20 protein-coding genes are annotated in these 24,213 nt (G+C 45.9%); 14 read left to right on the top strand and 6 right to left on the bottom strand.

All coding sequences use genetic code 11. The features are described 5' to 3' along the window. Nucleotides 1–12: 12 nt before the first annotated feature. Nucleotides 13–1,134 carry a fimbrial protein gene (locus Z042_RS00815; RefSeq protein ID WP_154666855.1) on the top strand — a complete coding sequence of 374 codons (1,122 nt, stop codon included), beginning with the start codon at nt 13–15 and terminating at the stop codon, nt 1,132–1,134. A 20-nt stretch (nt 1,135–1,154) separates the two neighbouring features. Further along, nucleotides 1,155–1,682 (top strand): fimbrial protein, encoded by a 528-nt coding sequence (locus tag Z042_RS00810; RefSeq protein WP_154666854.1) that lies wholly within the window; start codon nt 1,155–1,157, stop codon nt 1,680–1,682. Between the two features lie 37 nt (nt 1,683–1,719). On the opposite strand, the gene Z042_RS00805 is transcribed toward Z042_RS00810, so the two are convergent. Together Z042_RS00805 and ubiU are read right to left on the bottom strand one after the other, a co-directional pair. Beyond that, entirely contained in the window at nt 1,720–2,598 is an 879-nt protein-coding gene (locus tag Z042_RS00805) for a U32 family peptidase (RefSeq protein ID WP_024912475.1), read from the bottom strand. Nucleotides 2,599–2,609: 11 nt separating this feature from the next. Further along, a complete protein-coding gene (gene ubiU / locus Z042_RS00800; protein WP_024912476.1) occupies nt 2,610–3,605 on the bottom strand; it encodes a ubiquinone anaerobic biosynthesis protein UbiU in 996 nt (331 codons plus the stop codon). A gap of 263 nt (nt 3,606–3,868) precedes the next feature. On the opposite strand from ubiU, the gene ubiT reads away from it, so the two are divergent. The 12 genes from ubiT (at nt 3,869) to Z042_RS00745 (ending at nt 16,728) form a co-directional block, all read left to right on the top strand. Then, nucleotides 3,869–4,390, top strand: coding sequence for a ubiquinone anaerobic biosynthesis accessory factor UbiT (gene ubiT, locus Z042_RS00795; protein WP_024912477.1), 522 nt, complete (start codon nt 3,869–3,871; stop codon nt 4,388–4,390). After that, nucleotides 4,384–4,887, top strand: a complete 504-nt coding sequence (locus Z042_RS00790; RefSeq protein WP_024912478.1) for a GNAT family N-acetyltransferase — start codon at nt 4,384–4,386, stop codon at nt 4,885–4,887. Before ubiT ends, Z042_RS00790 begins: the two co-directional genes overlap by 7 nt. 639 nt (nt 4,888–5,526) lie before the next feature. Further along, complete coding sequence (locus tag Z042_RS00785) at nt 5,527–6,723, top strand: ATP-grasp domain-containing protein (protein ID WP_024912479.1); 1,197 nt, start codon at nt 5,527–5,529, stop codon at nt 6,721–6,723. Between the two features lie 862 nt (nt 6,724–7,585). Beyond that, on the top strand, nt 7,586–8,977 hold the full coding sequence (locus Z042_RS00780; RefSeq protein WP_024912480.1) for an iron-containing redox enzyme family protein: 1,392 nt from the start codon (nt 7,586–7,588) through the stop codon (nt 8,975–8,977). A gap of 19 nt (nt 8,978–8,996) precedes the next feature. Continuing rightward, nucleotides 8,997–9,254, top strand: a complete 258-nt coding sequence (locus tag Z042_RS24680) for a Rieske (2Fe-2S) protein (protein ID WP_162149746.1) — start codon at nt 8,997–8,999, stop codon at nt 9,252–9,254. A 48-nt stretch (nt 9,255–9,302) separates the two neighbouring features. After that, nucleotides 9,303–10,283, top strand: a complete 981-nt coding sequence (locus tag Z042_RS00775; protein ID WP_024912481.1) for a class I SAM-dependent methyltransferase — start codon at nt 9,303–9,305, stop codon at nt 10,281–10,283. A 16-nt stretch (nt 10,284–10,299) separates the two neighbouring features. Next, the gene (locus Z042_RS00770) at nt 10,300–11,583 is read left to right on the top strand and encodes an MFS transporter (protein ID WP_024912482.1); all 1,284 of its coding nucleotides are present in this window, start codon (nt 10,300–10,302) and stop codon (nt 11,581–11,583) included. A gap of 15 nt (nt 11,584–11,598) precedes the next feature. Beyond that, a complete protein-coding gene (locus Z042_RS00765; protein ID WP_024912483.1) occupies nt 11,599–12,537 on the top strand; it encodes an alpha/beta hydrolase in 939 nt (312 codons plus the stop codon). After that, nucleotides 12,534–13,802: an ATP-grasp domain-containing protein gene (locus tag Z042_RS00760; protein WP_024912484.1), complete on the top strand. Its 1,269-nt coding sequence runs from the start codon at nt 12,534–12,536 to the stop codon at nt 13,800–13,802. The genes Z042_RS00765 and Z042_RS00760 overlap by 4 nt, the downstream gene beginning before the upstream one ends. Then, nucleotides 13,803–14,699, top strand: a complete 897-nt coding sequence (locus Z042_RS00755) for an alpha/beta fold hydrolase (protein ID WP_024912485.1) — start codon at nt 13,803–13,805, stop codon at nt 14,697–14,699. Nucleotides 14,700–14,944: 245 nt separating this feature from the next. Then, a complete protein-coding gene (gene ada / locus Z042_RS00750; RefSeq protein ID WP_024912486.1) occupies nt 14,945–16,009 on the top strand; it encodes a bifunctional DNA-binding transcriptional regulator/O6-methylguanine-DNA methyltransferase Ada in 1,065 nt (354 codons plus the stop codon). After that, the gene (locus Z042_RS00745; RefSeq protein ID WP_024912487.1) at nt 16,006–16,728 is read left to right on the top strand and encodes a 2OG-Fe(II) oxygenase; all 723 of its coding nucleotides are present in this window, start codon (nt 16,006–16,008) and stop codon (nt 16,726–16,728) included. Before ada ends, Z042_RS00745 begins: the two co-directional genes overlap by 4 nt. Nucleotides 16,729–17,076: 348 nt before the next feature. On the opposite strand, the gene Z042_RS00740 is transcribed toward Z042_RS00745, so the two are convergent. From Z042_RS00740 to tssF, 4 genes are read right to left on the bottom strand one after another with little or no spacing between them, the layout of a single operon-like run. Beyond that, a complete protein-coding gene (locus tag Z042_RS00740) occupies nt 17,077–18,495 on the bottom strand; it encodes a serine/threonine protein kinase (RefSeq protein ID WP_024912488.1) in 1,419 nt (472 codons plus the stop codon). A gap of 45 nt (nt 18,496–18,540) precedes the next feature. Beyond that, nucleotides 18,541–21,192 carry a type VI secretion system ATPase TssH gene (tssH, locus tag Z042_RS00735; protein WP_024912489.1) on the bottom strand — a complete coding sequence of 884 codons (2,652 nt, stop codon included), beginning with the start codon at nt 21,190–21,192 and terminating at the stop codon, nt 18,541–18,543. A 54-nt stretch (nt 21,193–21,246) separates the two neighbouring features. Next, complete coding sequence (gene tssG / locus Z042_RS00730; protein ID WP_024912490.1) at nt 21,247–22,329, bottom strand: type VI secretion system baseplate subunit TssG; 1,083 nt, start codon at nt 22,327–22,329, stop codon at nt 21,247–21,249. Next, a complete protein-coding gene (gene tssF, locus Z042_RS00725; protein WP_024912491.1) occupies nt 22,326–24,212 on the bottom strand; it encodes a type VI secretion system baseplate subunit TssF in 1,887 nt (628 codons plus the stop codon). Before tssF ends, tssG begins: the two co-directional genes overlap by 4 nt. Between the last annotated feature and the right edge of the window lies 1 nt (nt 24,213).

The raw sequence follows: 24,213 nt of genomic DNA, 5'->3' as shown, positions 1-24,213 counted from the left end.
ATGAGAGAAAAGATGAAAAGAAGAATCGTGCCAGGAATGGTGATACCGCTGATGCTTGGGGCGGGGCTATATATGCCAAACGCTATAGCTGCGGGCTGTGAATGGGATAGCACCTCCACTGTTAATAATATTCTCGAAACCCGTTTGACGATTGGTGGCTCTGTAACCGTAGGGGATGATCTACCTGTTGGTAGCCTGCTCTATTCTCTGCGTATGCAGACCAACGGCAACGGTGCCAAAATATTTTGCAGGGCAGGTATCTACAATCTGGTTACCGAGTTGGCTAGCCCGGCTCCTTATGGTCAGTCAGGCTACAGCAACGCTACTTTCCCGTACGTATTTAATACCAATGTCCCAGGGGTTGGTGTTGCACTGTCGCAGGGTACTCCAGATGGTAACAGCGGATCGAGTTTGACCGTCCCTGGAAGGCTCTCGGGGTATTTATCGCTCAACAGCGACAGCGTGATTAATTTTACCGGTCAGCAGAATGAAACTCCGATCAGCTTTAACATTGATTTTATCAAAACCGCCAATAGCGTTGGCAGTGGTACGATTAGCAGCAGCGATCTCCCGAGGTTTACGACAGCGTTTGAAGGCAACGGCGGTAGTTTTATCTATCGAAGAACGGCGATATCAGGCAGCCTGATGGTGCTCCCGGCAACCTGCAATGTTGGCAGTAACTATTATCTACCGCTTGGGGAGGAGCATTACCCGGATGAATTTAATGGGGTTGGCAGTACTGTCGGTAGTGCTGAAACCAATATCGTCCTTTCAGGCTGCCCTGCGTTTTATGGCACCACTTCCTACGGTGTATTCAAACCCAACGTTGTCAGCATCAGGCTGACGCCGCGCAATGGATTCGAAAATGCCGAACAGGGGATCTCGAAGCTGAATAACGTGGCAGGGGATGCGGCGCAGGGGGTTGGGGTACAACTGAGTTTAAAGCAGGAAAACGGTGATTATCAGATTGCTAAATTCAATCAGAATATTGATCTGGCTAACTATATAACCTTCCTTGAAGATCGTGGCAGTGATTACAACCTGGGTGTTAAAGCCACTTATATTCAGACCGCGACCCCTATCCGGGCAGGCAAGGCTGATGCACAAATAGAGTTTATGATCACCTATCAGTGAGCGGGAGCAGTGAAATGGGTATGTTGAGAACAATCTCTCTGCTGGTGCTGCTTTGCTGTGGGGCAAGCGCGCAGGCTTCTTCCAGTGGTGTGCTAAATGTCACTGGTTTCATTAAGTCAGCCACCTGTTATTTTGACAGCGTTGATGGGCAAGTGAACAAAACTTACGATTGGGCGCTACCGCAGGTATTCATGGGGAACCTGCATAGCCTGGGTATGACCCATAGCCGTTCACAAGGCAGTATCTATCTGGGCGGAGTGCATTGTACCAACGGATACACGCCCTATATTACGTTAAACAACGGCGCTACCGTCAATGCGGAGACTGGCAACCTGATCAACACCCTGAATGATGAGGCCAAAAATGTCGAAATCAGGTTGCTGATGAATGATACGCCGCTGGATCTGCGCACCAGCCCGCGCGTTGGCTGCGCGGTTATCGTCAATAACCAGAGCCAGTGTGATATTCAATATGAGTATTACGCCACCGGGCGGGCCACTCCCGGTAAAGTGAAAAGCGCGATACAGTTTAATATCACCTACGATTGATTGGAGAGGGGAGAAACAATCTCCCCTTTACCAAAGGTTACGGCACCAACTCCAGCCCGGCCATGCGCCGCCAATAACCGTTGCACTCTGCCTGATCGGTTAGCACCAATGGTTGTGCTCCTTGCTGGTTGGCCCGAAAGTGCTCGATCACCGCCAATGTTTCCACTCCCTGCGGTGACAGGCGCACAATATCCACCAGCCCTTGCATCCCGACCTGTTCGTTACCCAGGTTGTAGCAATATCCGCTCATGGTCTGGATCCCGTTCAGCACAAACACTTGCTGATTTTCCTGCGAACGCATGGCACGCCCCTGTGGATATTTGATACAGCAGGTTTCGCACTCATCTTTGCCGCGGTTTTCTGAGCGTGCGGTAAAGCAACGTGCGGAATAAGCCAGTGGCAGATAACCGTAGCTCAGCACTTCCACCTCAAACTGTTGGCGGAATCCCAACTCTTCACATTGCACGAGCAGGTTTACCAACCAATCGCGGGAAAGCTCGACCGGCATACACCAGCGCGTCATCCCCTGTTTGTGCAACAGGCGTAGGGTATAAGCGTTATAGCAATTCAGGGCATGCCCGGCCACAAATGGCAAACCGCGCTCGGCGGCCATATTCACCGTACCGAGATCGTTGGCTTCGATCAGAAACTCGCCGTTTTCCACATAACGCTTCAGTTCGTTCAATTCCGAAGGTGCCTGCAACAGCGCCAGCGTAGAAATGACCACCTGTTTGCCGGATTTGGCGATCTCCTGCGCCAGCGCCAGCCAGTCGCCCACTTTCAGTTCACGCCGTTTGGTACAGACGCTCTCGCCGAGATAGATAATATCGGCGCTGCTGTTGGCCGCTTGCTGATAAAAGGCTTCCACATCGGTTTTGGGCCAATAGTAGAGCACCGGGCCTAATGCGTATTTCATGGTTTCTCCTGCTACTGCCATTTGCGGTGATACGCACCGAGTGTGGTCTGAGTGCCTTCGGACATGGCGCCCAGCGCCTCCATCCAGGCGGTATCGGCCTGATAAGCGGCCGGGTTGGCTTTACAGCGATCAATAGCCAGCCGCCAGACGCGAGCCACCTGGCTGACATACGCTGGGCTACGCTGGCGGCCTTCGATCTTCACCGAGGCGATATTGGCGGCAAACAGCTCCGGTAGCAGTTCCAGCGTGTTCAGGCTGGTGGGTTCCTCTAGCGCGTGATAACGCACGTTATCCACCAGATAGCGCCCTTTACACAACGTTGGATAACCGGCGTTTTCGCCGTCCTGATAACGGTCGATCAGCACGTTATTCAGGCGTGACTCCATCCCTTGCGGCGTTTGCTGCCAACGGACAAAGCGGGCTGGCGAACAGGCGCCCACGGTATTGGGCGATTCGCCGGTCAGGTAGGAAGAGAGATAACAGCGCCCTTCCGCCATGATACACAAACTACCGAAGGCGAAGACTTCCAGCGGCACCGGGCTGGTGCGCGAAAGCTGTTTTACCTGATGCATCGACAGCACCCGTGGCAGCACCACGCGGCTGACAGCAAAGTGGCGTTGATAAAAACGGATGGCTTCTTCATTAGTGGCGGAAGCCTGCACCGAAACATGGCGTTCTACCTGCGGGTAGCGTTCTGCGGCGTATTCCAGCATCGCCAGATCGGCCAGGATCAACGCATCGGCACCCAGCTGTGCCGCCATCTCAACGGCACGTTGCCAGCGTGCATAACCGTTGGGGTGAGCAAAGGTATTGATGGCGATGTGCAGCTTGCGGCCATGCTGGTGGACATAATCGACGGCTTCCTGCAACTTCTTCTCGGTAAAATTCAACCCGGCGAAGTGGCGCGCGTTGGTATCGTCTTTCAAGCCGATGTAAACGGCGTCTGCGCCATTATCCACCGCAGCTTTCAAGGCCGGCAGATTACCGGCGGGGCAAAGCAGCTCCATAGATCTCATCCTGATTCAGCCGTATGCCAGGCATATGCTGTGATAATGGTTGCCGGTCAATTTTTTCACCCGGCAATTAATGTAAACGGGGTGACAATTTTAGTGAACCCGCAGTTAACAGGTTTTGATTTGAGGCAGTTTCTGGCGTATTGATAGAAAGGTGGCTATGCAGGTTAATTGCACGATTTTTTGATATAGACCGGTTACGCAGCGCATCAATGTGGCAAAATAACGGCAGACTGAGTGGAAAGGAGTGAATGACAGTGTTGGAAAAATTACGAGCACGCCTTGTGCGCCAGGGGCCGTCGCTGTTGCGTGTGCCGCTAAAATTCACCCCCTTTGCTCTACAGCGTCAGCTTTTGGAACAGGTGTTGGGTTGGCAGTTTCGTCAGGCGCTGGCAGACGGGGATTTAGAATTTCTTGAGTCACGCTGGTTGAAAATCGAAGTGCGCGATCTGGCGCTGCAATGGTTTATGACGGTTGAAAATAATCGGCTGGTGGTGAGTCAACAGGCTGAGGCTGATGTCAGTTTTAGCGGCGATGCCAACGATCTGATTTTAATTGCAGCGCGTAAGCAAGATCCCGATACGTTGTTTTTCCAGCGGCGGCTGCGGATTGAAGGAGATACCGAATTGGGCCTGTACGTAAAGAATCTGATGGATGCTATCGATCTGGATGCCATGCCAACGCCGCTGCGTGTTGGCCTGTTGCAATTGGCAGACTTTGTTGAAGCAGGTTTGCAGGAGGGCACGGTGCAATCCTCCCGTGTGCCGCAGCCATGCTGATCCGCGTTGAAATTCCGGTTGATGCGGCGGGTATTGATGCGTTACTGCGCAAGGCTTTCGGGCGTGATGACGAAGCCGATCTGGTGCAGCAATTGCGTGAAGACGGTTTATTGACGCTGGGCATTGTGGCAACCGACGATGAAGGTGGCGTTGTCGGTTATGCGGCTTTCAGCCCGGTTGATGTCGCAGGGGTTGATCGCCAGTGGGTAGGGCTTGCGCCATTAGCGGTTGAAGAAAGCCTGCGCCGCCAAGGGCTGGGCGAGAAGCTGGTATACGAAGGGCTGGATGCGCTGAACGAATTCAGCTATGCCGCTGTCGTTGTACTGGGCGATCCGGCCTATTACGGGCGTTTTGGTTTCCAAACCGCTGCCCAGTATGCTCTGCACTGCCGTTGGCCGGGTACGGAAGCGGCGTTTCAGGTTTATCCGCTGGCCGCAGATGCTTTGAATGGCGTGGATGGGTTAGTAGAGTATTCGGCACCGTTTAATCGGTTTTGATTGGTTTTAAGATAAAAGAGGGGGAACTCCCTCTCTTTGGTAATGTTCGTCTCGTCCGCCCCTTCTGGTTTTATAGGCATTATTTTTACCCCGCTAAAGCTCTTTGATATCGCTGAATATTGGGTGAATTTTTTATATTGGAATAAATTGATTAAATTCAGCTGGATAGTTTTAGCGGGGAATACAGCCATCGCGACTTTTCGTACATGACTAGTAAATTGATTTTAAAGGATATAAAAGAGTGCGGTAGAAACAGTGTGTTATTAGTCTTTTATGCTGTTACCCAATTAGAGAGTATGGTGTTTTTTGAACAAATACTGATGGTTGCGAACGAGTAGCAACATAAGATAGCTGTATGCTATGAATATTCGGTCGAAGTACCGCTTAATGTTTTGTGTGAGATATTTAGTAATTAGAAAGCAACAAACAGAGTGTATTTAAGCAATTCCAGAACTAAAGTAATCTATGATCATTTTAGTTGATATAGGGTAATGCTTATTTGATTTATTCATTGTGAGGAGGTGTCATTAATTGTAGAACTGAGTGTCAATCATTTTTTCTATTTACAATACCTCAATCATGACTAATTGATTGATATTGTATAAATATATCTTTTAATTAAAATACAGGATGTGAAAAATGAAAAAAATTGGCATAATTAGAATTCCATTTAATATAGATAGTTTGCGTCAAGTAACAGACCAATTGTCTTTTTTTGAAGGTGACGTATATTTAATAGATTTATCCAATAGATTGGCCACAGTAAATAAAGAGTCTCTTTCTGCAAATGTAAAATTGGCATCATGTGATTCATATGAGCTAGATTGTTTGGTAGAATTAGTTCAATTTCTTAAGTTGGATAATGTTATATCTTTTCCTGAAGCGGGCCTTATTGATAGTGCACGTATTCGTGATGAGTTAGGAATGCGTGGGCACAGTTATGAGGTTGAACTTAACTCGACAAATAAATACCTCATGCGCCAATCTTTTTTAAGAGACAAACTTACGCAAGTGCATTCTCGCAAGTGTAATATAATTGAATTGTATTCTACATTGTTAGATTTTGGCTTCCCCGCTATAGTTAAACCATCAAATTTAACAGGTGGCATAGGAGTTCAATTCATTGAAAGTAAAAAAGAAATTATAAATTATGTCAATCGCATTAATAATAATCCATACTCGAGAGATTGTGATTTAGTTATTGAAAGTTTTATTTCTGGTGCGGAGTATAGTGTTGAAGGTGTTTTGCTCGATAATACCATTCATATATATGGAATAACTGAAAAACAAACTACTGGAGCACCTTACTTTGTAGAAGTAGGGCATGCATTTTGCCCTAACCATCCGTTGATTGAAGTATTAGTACCATCTTTAAAATCATTTTTTAAATCGCTAGGGATGTTTCTTTGTCCATTCCACATTGAGTTTAAAGTTGTTGATGGTTGTATAGAAATTATAGAAGTGCATAGTCGTTTCGGTGGTGACTACATAACGAAATTGATTGAATACTCGATCGGTAGTAAAGTATATTTGGATTATATAAACTATCTTGTATTTGGTATAGTCCCATGTATTGATAAACATCAATCAACTATAACAACTATTCAATTCTCAGTGAGCCTCGGTGGTAAGGTTGAATCTATCACTAGCTTGGAACCATCATTCTTAGATGATTTGTTGGAATATAAAGTGGTAGTTAAAGAAGGTGATGTTTTGAATCCTCAAGTTGGTTACTATGAAAGACCTGCATATTTTATTGCGAGGATAGAAAATACAAGTCAGATAGATAATTTAAGAAGCCGTATAAATCACTTCGTTATCGAATTATGTACTTAATAAATGATTCAGGATAAGAGCATTCACTTAATCTTTACCGAATTGATATGTAACGCTTGTTCTGATTCGTGCAGTGTTTGCCGTAGGGTAAGCCTCAGTCGATGAGGCTTATGAGCCCCAGTAGTTTACTCAAGATCGTTTCCAGGAGAGTGATAAATTTGACAAGAACAGATTTGAAAATTTTTTTGCAGTACTTCGAAAAGAGTGAGATCTACGAATGGGTTGAATAATAAAGCCAGCATACAGCAACTTGAAGCATGACTAATATATACATGTATAACCAATAGCCTAACTTACTTTTTTCCACTTCTCCTGTGAGTGCTACCTGTTTTCAGAATGGGTACACCATATCAACTTTAGTCTTACATACCCCTATATGGGAAAATGGCGATTTCATACTACGGCCAACATGTTGAATACTTGAACTGAACTTCAGGATAGACAGGAGCATTAATTATATACTGAAAGAGTAGAAATGCTCTTATCTGCCATGGGCTTTTTCTTGTGTATGAGTATGAATTAGCGATTAAAAATGCTGATGTATAGAATACTTCCGATTGGTCTTTTCCAACATAACTGGCTCATTTACCCTATAAATCAGAGATGGGGTTCCAACTCAATTGACATCAATTACTTATATATTTTGTGGTTTTAATAATTAAAAAGCAAGAAACGGAGTTTTTAGTAGGATAGTTAAAAATAAATTAACTTAAACACGCAACATAGAAACATTTCTTCACATATCATAACAATTGAATTGTTAGTGAAAGATATGATGTGAGGCGTGTTGGCAAGTCAAAATAAATATCCGATTCCTGAATTAATCCAATAAACTTGGCTATGATAAGTAAGGAAAAAGACAATGACACTAGTAGAAAATTACTTTACGAAACAACTTTCATATCTGGGACAGTACGAAATTTATCGTGATGGCGCGTTTTGGACTGAAAATCATAACGTTTGGAAACGTCCACTCCGACCGCAATCATTTCCTTATACAGATTTTCAAGATGTCTCGCGGGAAAATTTGCTCAACTATTCCACTTTCACACTTAATCGTATTTTAACAGTCTTGTATGAGCAAGATTTTCTTTATTTGCCAGAGTCGTCGGATGACATCGTAGCAGAACTACGAATTGTATATAACAAGGAACTAAGGGAGGAGGCTGCTGTTCTTATTCCGGAGCTTGAGCGAAAAATATTTTGCAATCTAAAAAACGAAATAAAAGTCGGTGGTGAATGGAGTAAAGAGTTATTCCAAGATTATTTTATTACTAAGCTTGAACGCACGTCTGTAACAGAGGGGGATTCAATCGATATGATTCATCAATCGAGCGATCTCCAATTAATGGCGAGATTTCTTCTGATGCAGCATGCGGTTGATTTTTTACCGGAGTCTTCACATATGGTGAGGTTTGCTAAAGGAGATTATGGAGAAATTCAATCTGCTTTATTCCGCGTTCTGTTGGATGAGTTTGGTTATGGCAAACACTCGGCTAAGCATAGCAGTTTATTCAAAGAAACTCTAAAATCAGTCAATATGTATGATAACTCACATGCTTACTGGAGTTTTTATTTAAACTCTTCACTTTTAAATAATAATTATTTCCACATGCTTACCAGAAACCCAGAGAATTTTTTTGAATATATTGGTGCTATCACCTATGCAGAAAATTCATTTGGACCATACTGTGGTCGGGTTAAGTCAGTATTAAAATATTGTTTTCCTGATTCAGATACTAGGTATTATTCCGAGCATGAACATATTGATGGTTATCATGGTGATATGACATTAAACGAGATATTAATCCCGTTAGCAGATAGATTTGGTTCAAATATTTATAGAGAGTTCGTCAAGGGAATAGAGATGACATGTGCTCTTCAAAAAATTATGGAGGACGATTTAAAGGCTCAGATAACGTGGATGGAAAATAGAAATAAATATCTTAAGTTAGCAATGGATATAAAGAAAGATGTCTTAGCTAATATTGCTAATATACCCGTGGCTCATCTTAATGAGCATAATGGGGAGCTTTCTGTTCCACATGTACATGATGGTGATGAGTTCTGTATTGTTGATGAAGGTGTCTTACGTTTTTGCCACGGCCCCGATTGTTTCACTGATTTGGAAGCTGGTCAATGTGTAGTCATTGCCAAAAATAGACTTCATGGTGCACTTGTTCTGTCGGAATATTGCAAATATAGAATACTTTCCATTGGGGACTATCGTCAATATGCAAATTATATCATTTGAGATGCCACTGGAGTTAGTAGTGTTAAAAACTACTAATAAATATATTCACGTATCTAAAAACCAAGAGGGAAAGCTAGAGTTCAAAGATATGTCATGCTGGCATAGAGGTGGGCCGTTGTCTCATGGTATTGTAGATAACGAGTTTATAATCTGCCCTTGGCATCATCATAAAACTAAAAAATGCCGAATTAGATATTTAGACCTTCCATATGTAGAAAATGGAAATGTAGTTTTTGTTGGTTTGAAAAATTTTGAAAGAATAATAAGAAACGTTTGAATGACATCACTATAAAAATAGCAATTGCTTCTACTACAGGAGATTAATATGTTGCCAGATAATAGAGGTTTCCCTCAATTTTCTAGTCCTGTTGTGATAAAAAATGACACGGTATCAAATGAAATAAAGAATATACCCCGGTGGCATTTCGCTATGCTAAATGATATTCAGCGCAACCAGGCATTTTTCGATGCAATTGAATCTACAAGTTTTTTTGATAAAACAGTTCTCGATATTGGTACAGGTACAGGGCTTTTAGCAATGCTGATTGCTCGAAAAGGAGCTCGGCATGTATATACATGTGAAGTAAACTCGTCAATTGCAGCAAAAGCTGAAGAAATAATTCGGGCCAATGGGTTACATAAAAATATAACGGTTATTAATAAACTATCGACTGATTTAATATCAGGTGTTGATCTGCCTGCAGAAATTGATGTCATGATATCTGAAACAGTTGATTGCGGATTTTTGGGGGAAGGGTTTGGGTATGCGTTACTGCATGCACAGAATAATCTAATGAAGCGCAGTGCTGAACTTATTCCTCGAGCTGCTAATTTGCATGCATGTGTGCTATCAAGTCAGGATGTTGCTAATTTAAATTTTGTTTATGATGATATATTCGGTCTGGATATTAGTGCATTCAACCATTTTAGAACCAGTGGTTATTTTCCAGTAAGACTTCAGACTTGGCCACATCGTTTAGTCAGTGATACCGTAAGATTCTTTAGCGAGGTTTTTGAAGAAAATCCTTCTTTTGATCGAGATGAGTATTTAACATTTATCGCAAACACAAACGCACTTGCTCACGGAATTGTATTTTGGTTTGATCTTTGCTTAAAAAATGATATTTATCTGTCAAATGCCCCACAAAATACGCGTTCCCACTGGATGCAGGCTGTGCAGTTATTTGACGCTCCAATATATATTCAAAAAGGGCACGAATATAAAATAGAACTATCAATTAATCTAGACGGTGTACATTTCGGTAAAAAACTTAAGCCATGTTTATTGGAAAATATTGCAAGTTAATTTAAGAGGATAGCTCATGGTTGGAAAAGATACGGAGTCATCGCGGCCATCTACACATAGAGACTTCAATTTATTGTGGTTTGGTCAATCTCTTAGCTTAGTCGGAAATCAGTTTCTGGTTATTGGTCTTCCATTACTTGCTGTGTTGGTTGTAGGAGCTTCCCCTGCTCAGGCCGTACTCCTGCCGTTTTTGATGTTTACACCTTTTTTGTTGTTTGGTTTACCTGTGGGGGCCTTGGTTGATCGGTTGCCTAAGCGTAAAACAATGGTTTTTGCAGACCTCATTCAAATGGTTGTTTATACATTGGTTGCTATTCTTTCGATAAAGGGGCTGATGGTATTTCCATTGTTGATGGGATTGGTTTTTATTGCTGGAATAGCAACAGTGTTCTTTCAAGTTGCCTATAATTCATTTTTGCCGGAAATCTATTCTTGTAAATCGGATTTGCAAAAAGGGAATGCTAAGTTATTTTTTTCAGAGTCGATAGCAAGAACATTGGGGCCGATGGTTGCAGGCCCGATTATTGCAATTTTTGCTCCCCCTATGGCAATTCTATTGAATGGTATATCGTTCTTTATTTCTGCTTTAACCCTTGGTGTGATTCGAAGTAACAAGAAAAACATATCTCCCTCTACAGTACATGTACGTCCTTCTCTAATGACGGAAATAAAGATTGGCTTAAAATTTGTCATGTCACACCCGAAAATAGAGCCCGTGTTTAGTTGTGGTGCGATTTATGTATTTTTCTTGACTATTATCGAAACCAGCCTGGTTTTGTACTGTAAGGATGTTCTTCTCCTTTCTCCTGTAGGCATCGGCTTTGTCATTGGTGCTGCTGCTGCGGGTTTTCCACTTGCGAACTTACTGTCCCCCAAATTAATGGCTCATTTCGGTGTTTCACACACGTTAGTCATTGGCGCTGTGACATCTGTTGTAGGGATTTTTTTCATTGCAATCTTTGGTGCAGCGGGTTCTGTGGTTGGTCTCGTTGCAGCGAGTGTACTCCATGGCTTTGGGGAAGGAGTATTTGGCCCTACTTCCCTCACATTACGACAAACAGAAACTCCACTGGATCTATTAGGGCGTGTGAACTCTGTTCAGAGATTTATGATTTGGGGGGCAATCCCGTTAGGGAGTGTATTTACATCTTTGATCATCAAGTATGTTGGCCTTGAGTGGACATTATGGGTTGGTGGGCTGGGTTGCATACTTTGTTTATTGCCACTTATACGTAGAGGCATTTTGGCTGATCTGCGCATCCCTTATACAAAATTACGTTCAGACACTGCGAATGGCTAATCAAAAGGATTTTTTATGACTACTTATGCTCCCGGTATTAAAGAGTTTGTTGATCGCTGTAATGCGGCTATGCCTCCTGATTTTTATACCTATGCATTGCAGGAGCAGCGTCGTTTATATCAAAACCTGACAATTGAATTCCCTTATGAGTTACCTGACGATGTTTCATGGTACCAACAAAATCTGGAATACGATGGCAATAGTTTGGCATTCCGTCTTTATGAACCACATCATTTAGAAAGTGACGGGTTAGTGATTTATATCCGTGGCGGTGGATTTGTGGTGGGATCTCTTGATACTCATCATACTGTTACCGCAGAAATAGCCTCAAAAGCTGCAGTCAAGGTCATGGCTGTAGATTTCCGGTTAGCGCCAGAGCATCCATTTCCAAGTGCTTTGGAAGATTGTTATAACGCGGTTGTTTATGCTAAAGAAAATGCTTCAACGTTAGGTATAGATCCAAATAATATCGTGATCGCGGGCGACAGCTCGGGCGGTAATATGGCGGTTGTGATTGCTATGATGTGTCGTGACAGAAATGGCCCAAAACTATCCGGCCAAGCACTAATTAGCCCTGTCTTGGATTTTACCAGATGGAGAAATGGTGGAGATGATGCCCCTCTTCTGACCGGTGGAGAAATGGAGTTCTATACAGCCTGCTATGCCCCTAAGGCTAGTACAGTTTCACACCCCTATGTATCACCTCTGGTTTCAGGTCGATTTGATAATCTTCCCATGGCTTACATTATGAGTGCAGAAAAAGATTCACTTGCTATCGACGCGAAGCAATATGCGAAATTGCTTAGGGAACACGAAGTAGATGTAGAGTTGGTTATTGAACCAGGGCTTGTGCATTCAGCCATCCGAGCAAGAGCTCTCAGCGAAGGAGTACAGGATGCGTGGGATCGTTATTGCTTGAAGATAAGAGCTATGCTAGCGAGGAAGGAGGCATGAATACCAGTATTGAACGCTATGCCATCATTGTTGATCCATATTCCTCAGGGAGCCTGTTTGCAGCAATCTTTGCACAGATGGGTTGCAAGGTGATTGCTGTTCTATCTGAGCCGGAGCCTCCTGACGTTTACGCAGCTTCTTATAGACCTGACGATTTTGCAGCTATTTATGTTGCAGCAACTGAGCTACAAGATTCACTTATCCTACAATTACGGGATTATAATCCTATCTGTATGTTAACCGGTTGTGAGTCTGGAGTGGAACTTGCAGAGAAATTGGCTCCTCTTGTGGTACCTGAACTTTCCAATGATAAAGAGCTCGCATTAGCTCGGCGGGATAAGGGGTTGATGGGGCAAGCGGTTATTGATGCGGGTGTGCCAATGATGAGGCAAATCTGCTCTAACGATTTATCCAAAGTAATAACGTGGTTATATCAAAATGAGCTTGTTGGTAATGACTTGGTTGTCAAACCCCCCAAAAGTGCCAGCACCGATGGTGTAAAAAAAATTACTAAAGGTGAAGGACTTAAAGAGGCTTTTTATAACTTACTCAACCATCCTAATCGATTAGGTATTATAAATGATAGGGTTCTTGTGCAAGAGTATTTGAGTGGGACAGAGTATGTAGTTGATACGTTTAGTTATAAAGGGATTCATACAGTTTGTAATATTTGCAAGTATATTAAGCTAGATAATTCTAATGGAATGGCAATTTACGATAGGATGGAGTGGCTTTCACCTGATGATCCTGTTGTTGATGTTTTGGCTTCATATGCTAAAGAGGTATTAAATGCTCTTGGTATTTGCTTTGGTAACTCACATGTCGAAATCATGCTAACAAAAAATGGCCCTAGGCTTATTGAGATTGGAGCTAGGCCACATGGTGGAGGCCATCCACGCCTTTGTTTTATCGCTACGGGAGATAGTCAAGTTCATCGTTCTGTTCGGTATTTTGCGCAAAATATCATTCCTCCACCAAAATATCAGTTGCTGAAATATATGACAGTTGTTTTTTTTCATGCAATGCAAGAATCTGTTGTTACGAATATTGAACGGTTACATGCTCTTAAAGATCTTCCTAGTTTTTTAGACGGAAACATACACATTCGTGAAAAACAGACTGTTCCAGCCACACGGGATTTATTTGCTACCTTAGCACTGGGGTTTATTGTGCTTGCGAGTAATGATCAGGCTCAAATAGAACATGACATATATATTGTTAGAGAAGTTGAAGCAGTAGTTTTTTTACCAATTGAGGATAATTAAATGACTACCACTAAATGTTTTCAACATGCACCTGGCTCATTTTATAATATTAGGGGTAAAAAAATCTGGGTTGAAGAAGTTGGAGATGGAGAGCCCTTGCTTTTGTTGTCAGGACTTGGCCCTGCTGGTTCTCATGTAATATTTCATCCACACTTTGATGTTTTGCACAGCGAGTTTCGTGTCATCTATGTCGATCTCTTTGGTAGAGGTTGTTCCGATAAGCCGGACTGCCTTGAAGAGATTACTTTTGAAAATGATGTTCTTGACGTTGTTTGCCTGCTTGAAAAATTAGCTCCTCAAGGGGCCCATCTATTTGGTTTCTCATATGGTGGGCTAATTAGCTTACAGCTTGCTATCAATCATTCTCACTTGGTTAAATCAGTACTGTTATGTAATAGCTTACATAGTCCTGAAATGTGGCAAAAAAACCACGAAAACATTAATAAGGTGATTGAGACTCAACTGCCAGATGTCTGGGCTGAAATATTACATCTTCGCTGTGATGGTTACGTTTCTACATCATCTGAGATGCAGGCTCTTTTTGCGAAAGGAGCATCAATTGTACGGTTTTATAATCCCCAAAATGCTGATCAGTTAATGACTGAGCCTGGAGCACGAAATACTGAGCTCTATCCTATTTTTTGTGGTGAGGATGTGGATTTTAGTATTGGTGGCCAACTCTTGCATATTCCAGATTTCCGGCCCTTGCTAGATAAAATTGCGATACCGATGATAGTGTTGGCAGGTCGCTTTGATAGAGCTCTTTATCCAAAGTTACAACAAGACTTCGAAAGAAAAAATATTCATCTTCAATTTCTGGAGAGAAGTGGTTCATTTTCCTTTATTGAAGAGAACGATAAGGTGTTGAATATCATCAGAGCTCATTGTAAATCTTGAAGTTTGGTAACTAACCATAATCCAAAGGAAAATATATTGAATGAAAATATTGTTGTAAAGAAAGTCAGAATTCACCATAAAGAATAACCAGCGTTTTTGCCTAAATATACCCAACTAAAACTAAGCGTTAAAATTCGGTTATGCCGACGAAATGTAACTTGGATTAAAAAGCAAGAGTTGGAGAGTCTCTGCTATCCTGTTTAGGGCATAATAAAGTCATTCCTTATTATCAGGAGGCAGGTAAAATGGATAAGAAAAATCTATGGGTGACGGCCAATGCACGTTGGCAAGCTATCATTGAACGTAATAAAGCAGCAGATGGTCACTTTGTTTATGCCGTAAGTACAACGGGAGTCTATTGTCTGCCATCAAGTGCTGCCCGGCTACCCAAGCGGGAGAATGTGACGTTTTTTGACACTGCAGAAGATGCGGAACGACAAGGGTATCGTCCCAGTAAGCGTCTCCGAAAGGGGCAACCGGCGTTAGAAGAGAATCACGCTGCCAAAATTGCGAAAGCCTGCCGTTATATTGAAGAAAGCGAAGGTGATGTGAAACTTGCCGATATTGCAGAACATGTTGGGATGAGTGCATTTCATTTTCATCGGTTATTCAAAATATTCGTTGGACTCACGCCTAAAGTTTATGTTAATGCTCACCGTAGCCAACGGTTACGCGATAGTTTGAGTCAAACGGACAGCGTAACCGACGCTATTTTTAATGCTGGCTTTAATTCTAATAGCCGTTTTTATGAAACGTCTTATGCCATATTGGGGATGACTCCCAAAGCGTGGCGGGCTGGGGGGAAAGGGACTCAAATTTACTTTGCGTTAGGTATCTGCTCGTTGGGAGACATTCTGGTAGCACAAAGTGAAAAAGGGATTTGTGCCATTTTGTTAGGTGACAACGCCAATAAGTTATTACAGGACTTACAGGATAAATTCCCACAGGCAGAATTGATTGGTGGTGATCCGCAATTTGAACAACTCATGGCACAGGTTGTGGGCTTTATTGATACCCCAGGCTCCAACCTAAACTTGCCATTAGATGTCCGTGGTACTGCTTTTCAGTTGCGTGTTTGGCAGGCACTTCGTGAAATCCCAGTAGGGACTACGGCCAGTTATTCTGATATTGCGCAACGAATCGGCTCACCAAAAGCTGTACGTGCAGTCGCCAATGCTTGTGCGGTGAATATGTTGGCAGTGGCTATTCCATGTCACCGTGTTGTGAGAAATGATGGGACTCTATCAGGATATCGTTGGGGGGTGGAACGTAAGCGTATTTTGTTAAACATGGAGGCAAACGCGTCATGAATAAAAAAAATATAAGTATAACCCAGCGATTAGAAAACATTAATTGGGATAGCGTTATTCATCAGTTAAGCGAGTTTGGTTGTGTTCGTCTAAATCAAATATTATTTCATGATGAATGTAATTATTTAGCTGCATTATATCCGCAGAGTGAACCATTTCGCACACATATTCATATGGCGCGATATAATTTTGGTAAAGGTGAATATAAGTATTTCAATTACCCGCTGCCTGCTATAATTGCGGAGCTGCGAACTGGTCTTTATCCAAAATTAGCCACTATAGCCAATCATTGGAATGAGCAGTTAAGTATCGGTGTTCGTTACCCCGCAACGCATCAGGCTTATCTTGATATTTGCCATATTGCCAATCAAACACGACCAACCCCATTATTATTGCAGTATTTAGAGGGTGATTATAATTGTCTACATCAGGATTTGTATGGTGAACTGGTTTTTCCACTTCAGGTGGTATTTCTGTTATCTGAACCCGGTAGCGATTTTTCTGGAGGGGAATTTGTACTCACTGAGCAAAGACCACGCATGCAAACGCGAACAGAAGTGGTGAGTCTAAAAAAAGGAGATGCAGCCATATTTGCAGTACATCACCGTCCTGTACAAGGAACAAAGGGTATTTATCGTGTCAATATACGTCACGGTATTAGTAAAGTTCGTAGTGGACAACGTCATGCCTTAGGCATCATTTTCCATGATGCTCAGTAGTTGAAACTCTAGGTATTCACTGTCGCATAAGTTGCTTAGAAATACTCATCTTTCATGCTGTTATCATTGCAGGCGAAAAGAAAGTGCAATCGGCCAAGGCTCTGATCTCCTTTAGCCAGATTCATTTATTAAAAAAGGGATTACCGATTGTGGTAAAAAAAGGTAGGAAAAATCAGATAGCGGTAATGAGTATCGGGCCACTCGCAGGGGAACCCGGTGAGTGAGTATCTGTGGGCCCGCTTTTATAGAGGAAGCTGAATAAACCTGCCCGCTATCGGGCAGGTCTTTTATCAATATACGGAAGCTCTCCATTGTAGGTAGAAAATATCCATCTTTCTGTACCCTATTTTAGAGATTAATTAACCAGGTTCCTGCGTTTTCAATAGTGAAGTTTTTCTGGTAGCGAAATTTTTCCGTGTGAATTTCGGCTTGATATTGCCCTGGGGCCAAATTCAGGGAAACAAAGCCGTTTTTATTCGGCGTTACATCCTGCTTTTTACCGTTAATATTAAGCTGTTCACCCAGTTGCAGTTTGAAATACACCACGGCAACGGAGGCTGGCGCTGGGGTGGAAACAGGGGGAACAGGCTCTGGTATGGCAGAAACTGCTGGCGCAGAAACCACTGCGGGTTGTGGCACAGCAGTGGGTGCCGTTGCCGTATTATTCTCCGCAGTGGTCGGAGCGGAAGAGGGCTCGCCGCTCACCCAGATGATCAGCCCTGCAATAAACACCGCCGCAACGCCTGCACCTATCAGCAGTGGGCGGAGCCGCTTGACGTTGGGTGTTTCGTTGGTGGCCTGCGGCATGACGGTGGGCAGTAAACTGGCTGTAGCCGCAGGCGGGGCGCCGATGATCTCATTCTCGCTGGCGATGGATAAGTGTAAGAGTTCCGCCATTTCATTGATCGTTTGCGGCCGATCCTCGGGCTTTAACGCTAATGCACGATCAATCGCGTCCAACAGGTCTAACGAGTATCCTTTCGGGCGGCGTTCAGTCAATGGCTGGTAGCGATCTTCAATGCAGCGCACAACGCTGACGGGAGGTGGTGTTCCCACAATCAACGTGTGCAGCATGGCACCCAGTGCATAGATATCGGTCCACGGCCCCTGTTCGCCATCGCTGTTTTCAGTGTATTGCTCAATGGGGGCAAAACCCGGTTTGAGCATGATCTCTGTTTCATCAGACAGATTACCGATCTCTTTGCGCGCGGAACCGAAATCCAGCAAGACCGGTAATTGGTTTTCCTGAACCTGGATATTATCCAACGAGATATCTCGGTGCAGGTAGCCTTCCTGATGGATCGTATTGATCGCACTAAGCAGCGGGGGCAGCAAATTGCGTATCCAGGCTTCGTTGATTTTCTCGGGGTGCTGAGCCCGGAATTTTTTCAACGTAGTGCCGGTGTAAAACTGCATTCCCATGTAGGCGGTGCCATTTTCTTCCCAAAAGCGTAAGACATGGAGCAGTGCCGGATGAGAAAAGCGGGCGAGCAGGCGTGCTTCTTGAATAAAACTGTTCAGCCCGGCTTGAAAGGTGCGGCTAAAGCGTTCACCACGCAGGCTGAGTGTCAGATCTTCATTGCGTATAACCAATGTGGATGGAATGTACTCTTTGATGGCAATAATGCGCTCTAACTGGTGATCATAGGCGCGATACACAATGCCAAAACCCCCTTCGCCAATCACTTCTTTGATCTCAAATTCATTGAAGCGATAGCCAATCGGTAAGCTGTTTGAATGGGGTGTTATGATGCGGTTTCCTGACATAATGACGATTCTCTGTAATCAAATAACCAAGGCGAATGGCCGACGTTATGCCTGAAATTGGCAGTTAAACTCATTGTGTTGCATTGAAATGTGCAACTGACGATAACTCTGCGCGTTAGCATTGGCGACCAGCAGGGTGTAGCTGATTTGTGGTAGCAACGTATTGGTGAGAATGGCATCCACCATACGCCCACCGGACTCAACCTCGGTACAGCGGCTGACAATCTGTTTCACCACACTATCATCAAAGGTACAGGTGATAGCGTGGTTTTCCGCCAGGCGGCGCTGAATACGGCCCAGTTGTAAATGCACGATATTGCCTAGTGTTGCATCAGTTAGCGGGTAGTAAGGAACAACCAGCAAACGCCCAAGCAGAGCGGCCGGGAAAACAGACAGCAGCGCGGGGCGCAATGCTGTGCCAAGCGCTTCCGGCTCTGGTAGCAGCTCTGGATCGGCACACAGGCTGGTGATTAATTCACTGCCGATGTTCGAGGTAAGAATGATAATGGTATTGCGGAAATCGATATACCGCCCTTCACCGTCCTCCATCCAGCCTTTATCAAATACCTGGAAGAAGATCTCATGCACATCGGGGTGAGCCTTTTCGATCTCATCCAACAGCACGACGCTGTAAGGCCGCCGACGTACCGCTTCGGTCAGGACTCCCCCTTCGCCATAGCCAACATAGCCCGGCGGGGCACCTTTCAGAGTCGAGACGGTATGTGATTCCTGAAATTCGCTCATATTGATGGTCACCACATTCTGTTCACCACCGTAGAGCGTTTCGGCCAATGCCAGGGCCGTTTCTGTTTTACCCACGCCTGATGGGCCCGCCAGCAGAAATACGCCAACGGGTTTGTTAGGGTCGTCCAGGCGGGCGCGTGAGGTACGCACCCGATGGGCAATCAGATCCAGCGCGTGGCGCTGACCAATGACGCGCTGATTCAAGGTGTCAGAGAGTTGCAATACTGCGTCAATCTCATTTTTTACCATCCGGCCCAGCGGAATACCCGTCCAGTCAGAAACCACGGCGGCAACAATATTGGCATCAACGGCAGCAAAGATCAGCGGCATTTCTCCCTGCAATTCATCAAGCTGTTGTTGTAATTCAGCCAATTGAGCCCGCAGTTCCTCTGCCGAGAAGGGGGCTTCTTCAAGCTGGCCCTGTTGAGGCTCGTGGCTTTGCTGATGCAATTGAGCCCGCAGTGCGATGGTTTGTTGAATCAGCCCCAACTCCTGCTGCCAACGCTCGGTCAGCTGCGCCAGTTGTTCACGCAGTTCTTCCAGTTGAGCTTCAATTGCTGCGGAACGCTGTGGATTGCCGATACCCACCTGGGTTTCACGTAACGCAATGCCCAGTTCAATTTGCAATGCTTCGATCCGGTGGCGGCAATCTTCCACCTGCGCAGGTTCTGCGTGTTGGCTAACGGCCACCCGGGCGCAGGCGGTATCCAGTAACGCCACGGCTTTGTCCGGCAACTGACGAGCTGGAATGTAACGGTGCGAAAGGTGTACTGCGGCGTCAACGGCTTCGTCCAGCAGCAGAACGCGGTGGTGTTGCTCCAGCGGGCTGACGATGCTGCGTAGCATCAGCAAGGCTTTTTCTTCCTTGGGTTCATGGACCTGCACCACCTGGAATCGGCGGGTCAGCGCCGGATCTTTCTCAATGTATTTTTTATACTCTGACCAGGTGGTGGCGCCAATGGTACGTAATTGGCCCCGTGCCAAGGCGGGTTTTAACAGATTGGCGGCATCACCGGTTCCCTGGGCTCCACCGGCACCGATTAACGTATGGATTTCATCGATAAATAAAATGATCGGCGTTGGGCTGGATTGCACTTCGGTGATCAGCGCCTGCAAGCGCTTTTCAAATTCACCTTTTACGCCAGCTCCGGCTTGCAGTATGCCAATGTCCAGTAGGTACAGTTGCACATCGCGCAGCTGTGGGGGAACCTCGCCCGTTGCAATACGCAGCGCCAAGCCCTCAACAACGGCGGTTTTACCGACGCCGGCCTCACCGGTGAGCAGGGGGTTGTTTTGCCGACGGCGCATCAGAATATCGACAATCTGGCGGATCTCTTCGTCACGCCCGCAGACCGGATCGATTTCACCGTTGCGGGCGCGAACCGTCATATTTTGTGCGTACTGCGCCAGTACGCTGCCGCCAGAAGCGGGGGTTGGCGAGGCAGTCGATTCTGAGCCGGTGTGCTCCAGGGGATTTTCGCTGGAGTTGGCGACAATCGTCATAAATTGGTCAGCCAACAGTTCAACGTTGATCATATCGAACTGCGGAGAAATATTTTTGAGTAAATGGCGTAGATTGTAGGTTTTCAGAATGCCAATGAGCAGGTGCCCGGTGCGAATTTGGCTGGCGCCGAATTTCAGTGAGCCATAAACCCAAGCGCGTTCAACGGCGCTGTCGATGTGTTCAGAGAGGTCTGAAACCGAACTGGCCCCGCGTGGCAACCGATCCAGCGCCTCAATGATGTTCTGGGTTAATCGTGTTTCATTGAGGGAGAAATGTTGGATAATCTGCTGCAAATCTCCATTGGGGGATTGCATTAACTGATGCAGCCAGTGGACCAGTTCAACATAAGGGTTACTGCGCAGTTTGCAAAAAGCCGTTGCACTTTCAAGTGAAGTGAATAGCAGGCTGTCCATTTTGCCAAATAGCACCGAACGACTGATTTCAGACATGATTTTCCTCGAATTCAAGAATGGCGGAACGCAGCGTGGTTCCAACAAAAATAATTAACAGGGTGTTTCCAGTGGCTCTGGGCTGAACGTCAGATCATTGGCATCGTGCTGGCGTTGGGGGTTTTCCATCCAGCTACTGAGCCCCAGGCGCTGGTTGCCACCGAGTTGTGTGCCGCTCAACTGATCTTGTGCCAAAATCAGCCGGACTTCCCAGCTAAACTCAATGCCCACATATTGGCGCACCCAATCACGTAACTGTATGCAGAACTCAGCGCCGGGCAGAAAACGGTCATAATTCTGCTGCGACATCGGGCCCAGTTCGATACGGAATTTATGCTGAACGTCGCGCATAGCGATGCCTAAAAACGCGGATTCCCCTAAACGGGGCACGCCCCGCCCGGCCTGTAAGCGCGCCTGTTCGCGTTTTTCGATACACAGCCAGTGCGGAACGTTTTCGACGATACGCACGGAGACGTTGAAATAATCTTGCAGAATTTTGCTTAACCCTTCGGGATCGCGCCCGTGGCGCACCAAATGGCCTGCCATAAAGTGTTTCGCATGCGTATTGAGGCTATCGCCCGACCGCTGCGCCGGTAGGCCAATGCCGGTCAGGCAGGATAAATATTCATCAAAGCGCCGATTGTCGGCACGATCCAGAGAAACCGTCGGCTGTGCGTCGGCCCAGGCGCGGTAAAATAACGAGATGAGCCGATGATGAAACAGGTTGCTGAAAGCTAATAGGGTGCGATCTTGGTGGTGATACAGGCGTTCGCGGACATACTCCGTCATGTGTAAAGGCAAGGGGCCGTTAGGGCCAAACAGGCCAAAGCTGAAGATCGAAACCTCATGCAAAGCGCTGCCTGCACGTTGGCTAACCTGCGCCAGCGTAGAAGGCGCAAAGGATAATGAGGGCTCCTGCCCCAGGCGCAGCAGGTCATGGCTGGGCTGTGGCGCCCGCCCGAGCATATAGGGCTGCCCCCCTTGAGCATCGATACGCCGTAGCAGTTGGAACAAATCATATTGGTATGGCGCTTCCTCCAGTTTTTGCCAAAAATCGTCCGGCAAACGATAGAGCGCGTTGATGCGTTTTGGCATGGAGGGTGGTAATGCGTCAGGCTCAGCAATCTGTTCACTCATATCAGTGCCCTTTTGCCGATGCGTGCCGGCCACCAGGCGATCTCTCCCCGCTGTTGGCTGATCAACTGCATTTCTGTGAACGAGTTGATGGAAACCATGCGTGAAAACAGGCGTTCCAACACACAGCCAAGCAGGTAAGCACTGCCGCCCGAAAATGCCTGTTCGTCAACGGTGAGGTCAATCGCGATGCCTCTGGCAAACACAATGGGCCCCGGTTCTGGCACGCGGCGGTGGATCGGCCGCAGTTTGCAATGGCGTATCCCCTGGATCTTCTTGGCGATCGCCGGCTCACTCAAATCGCCATACAGGCTGAGTAGCTGGCGCAGGCTGGCGGCACCTTGCTCTGGATCGGTATCCATCAGGCTTAAATAATTCAACTGTAGCTGGCTGATTAATTGCCAGGTGGTAATGCCTTCACTCAGCGCCGCCCTTGGTGGGGTTGGGCCTTTTTTCAGCGTAACCTGTTTGACCGGCAGTGAGTCTGGCATCACGAAGTGCCCATGCTCCTGCTGCAACAGTGCCAACGGCAGATCGCGGCTGGTACACAATACATCAGCGCTCAGGTATTTAAGGTCGCTGTGCCACGGTGATTGGTGTTCATCCACCAGTGAGATAAACACTTCAGAGCCCACGTAGCCAGTACGGGTTCCATAACGGCGTGCGCGTTCAGAGAGTGTACGTTGTTCACGCCGCAGCGAAAAATAAGCGCCATAGTTACTATTGTCAGTGCCTTGTGTGGCATAGAAATGCCGGAATTCCTGTTCGTGCCGTTTTTCACGTGAACTGCCAACCAGGCGCTGTACCGAGAATATTTCGTAGTCAAGCGGGCGGATGTTATCCACCACTAAATGGTATTCATGGTTTTTTTCGCTGATCGAGATACGTTCAGCGATTTTGGGGAACAGGTTGATCACTGGCGTGCAGTGCAGCGTCAGATGGCTGACGTCCACTACCCGTTCCAGCGCAGGATCTTGTTTATCCAGCAGGAGGACGATCTCAAACTGACGAGGGGCTTTTTTACCCTCCGGCACACTCTGTAACAGAGGTTGCAGGCAACCAATGCTGAAAAACTGGAAACGCGCAGGAAAAGCAAAATATTCCTGTAGCAGGCGGTAGCCATCGAAGTTACGCAGATCGTTGGGCAACAACGCCTGTTCCGGCTCAAACCCTTCTTGCTGCAACGCATGTTGTGGTAAGGCCCGCCGCTGTGGTTGCGCTTCGACTGTCTGGCAGACCAGGCCAACGGTATGCTGCATGATCAATTCTTGCAGTTGTTGAGCGTGAATATCGTTGCCAGACAGATAGAACATCAGTTGGTCGAGCTTCAGGTGATTCAAGGCCACCGTTTCGTAGCACTCCAGCTTGATGCGTAACGCGCTGACGCCACCGCTATGCTGTAATCCCAGGCTTGCCAAGGGGAGATCGGCCGGAAGCCCGCCCAACTCAACCCCCTTGAGCCGCACCGGTTGTAATGTCACATCATGCGCGGTGGTATAGCTACAGGTGACGCCGTTTTTCTTCAGCATCAGGCTGTCTAACATAGTGCCTCGCGGTACCAGAAACCCTGCGCTGATGTCGCCTTTATTGCTGTCCGGGTGGAGTTCCGCAATTGCCATTGATGGCGTTGGCGCCAAATAATTGGGATAGATGATTTCCAGCAACCGTTGAGAGAAACGGGGAAATTCGGCATCCATTTTCAATTGCACGCGTGAGGTCAGAAAAGCCACCCCTTCCATCAGGCGTTCAATGTAAGGATCGGCAATATCGATGCCCTGCATGCCCAAACGCCCCGCGACTTTTGGGTAATTTTCCGCAAATTCGGCGCCCATCTCGCGTAGATAGGTGAGTTCACGGTTGTAATACTCTAAAAGTTTACGGTTCATC

Source organism: Chania multitudinisentens RB-25, from assembly GCF_000520015.2.
Classification (GTDB): Bacteria; Pseudomonadota; Gammaproteobacteria; order Enterobacterales; family Enterobacteriaceae; genus Chania; species Chania multitudinisentens.
This window is presented reverse-complemented; position numbering and strand designations above follow the sequence as displayed.